2 protein-coding genes and 1 pseudogene are annotated in these 1,605 nt (G+C 65.5%); all 3 read left to right on the top strand.

The window, feature by feature from the left end; genetic code table 11:
• Positions 1–197 (top strand): DUF445 family protein (locus AC2VOK_RS11430; RefSeq protein WP_428900568.1); only part of this gene is annotated, 197 nt, incomplete at its 5' end.
• Between the two features lie 84 nt (positions 198–281).
• A pseudogene (locus AC2VOK_RS11425) lies at positions 282–690 on the top strand (helix-turn-helix domain-containing protein); the annotation flags it as partial.
• 236 nt (positions 691–926) lie between these two features.
• Positions 927–1,520 (top strand): heparin-binding hemagglutinin, encoded by a 594-nt coding sequence (locus AC2VOK_RS11420; protein ID WP_428900567.1) that lies wholly within the window; start codon positions 927–929, stop codon positions 1,518–1,520.
• The last annotated feature ends 85 nt before the right edge of the window (positions 1,521–1,605 follow it).

Here is a 1,605-nt window from a genome sequence, read left to right as displayed (position 1 = left end):
AACACCTGGTCACGCAGTACGGGCTGGAGATCACCGCGATCATCACCGAGACGATCGAGCGCTGGAATGCCGACGAGGCCAGCCGGCGCATCGAGTTGCATGTGGGGCGTGACCTGCAATTCATCCGGATCAATGGCACCGTGGTGGGCGCATTGGCGGGACTGGTCATCTACGCGGTCGTGCAGCTAATGTTCTGAAAAGTGCTAACAAGTGCTTGCAAAAGCAAGCACTGCTCCGTAAGCTGATGTCGTCCGCCCGGCCCGACGACCCAGGAGTACGCCATGTCAGGTGAGGAGAAGCTCTCCGCCAAGGTATCCACGGCCGCCTCTGACATCGGCGGCTTCATCCGGAGCCAGCGCGAGCTCGCTCAGGTGTCGGTGCGGCAGCTGGCCGAACGTTCCGGTGTCAGCAACCCTTACCTGAGCCAAGTCGAGCGCGGATTGCGCAAACCCTCAGCAGACGTCCTGAACCAGATAGCAAAGGCGCTGCGGGTTTCGGCGGAGGTCCTCTACGTGAGGGCGGGAATCCTGGAGTCGAGCGAGACGAGCCAGGTTCGGGACGCGATCGTGACCGACACGGCGATCACCGAGCGTCAGAAGCAGATCCTGCTCGACATCTACGCCTCGTTCGCCCAACAGAACGAAGCCGTCCTTGATGAGGGCGACTTCGGGTCCGATGCCGACGAACCGGTCGGTGACCCGGCGACGCAGGGATAACCGTCCGCCGGGCTATCAAGAAAATCCCGGGTTATCAAGAAAATCCCGGGTTATCAAGAAAATCATAGGGAGGTGTTCCGGCACGGTGCGCATCACGTCACAGCGCGGCTCTTGACTACCGCCGTAGCGGCAGCCGACGCTGGCCCTGACCCTCAGACAGACCATCGAACAACCGCAAATTCACTCAGAGAAACCATGAAAGGACGAACCATGGCAGAAAACGCGAACACCGAAGACCTACGCGCCCCGTTGCTGGCGGCGCTGGGCGCGGCCGACTTGGCGCTGGCGACCGTCAACGACCTGATCGCCAATATGCGTGACCGCGCCGAGGAGACGCGCACAGACACCCGCGGCCGCGTCGAGGAGCGCCGTGCCCGCCTGGCCAAGCTGCAGGAGGACCTTCCCGAGCAGCTGACCGAGCTGCGCGAGCGGTTCACCGCCGACGAGCTGCGCAAGGCCGCCGAGGGCTACATGGAGGCCGCGACCGACCGCTACAACGAGCTGGTCGAGCGCGGTGAGGCCGCCCTTCAGCGGCTGCGCAGCCAGCGGCCCTTCGAGGAGGCTTCGGCGCGCGCCGAGGGCTACGTGGACCAGGCCGTCGAGCTGACCCAGGAGGCGCTGGGCACCGTGGCGTCGCAGACCCGCGCGGTCGGCGAGCGGGCGGCCAAGCTGGTCGGCATCGAGCTGCCCAGCAAGGGCGGGGAACCGGCCAAGGCGGTGGCCAAGAAGGCTCCTGCGAAGAAGGCTCCGGCCACGAAGGCTCCGGCCAAGAAGGCGCCCGCCAAGAAGGTCACCCAGAAGTAGGCCCCGGGTCCGGGTCGCCGCTCGCGCGACCCGGACCACCCGACGTCGACGTTTCGCCCGGCGCCCACATACCCTTGAGGGGTGA

It is taken from the genome of Mycobacterium sp. TH-M116, from assembly GCF_057473685.1.
This window is presented reverse-complemented; position numbering and strand designations above follow the sequence as displayed.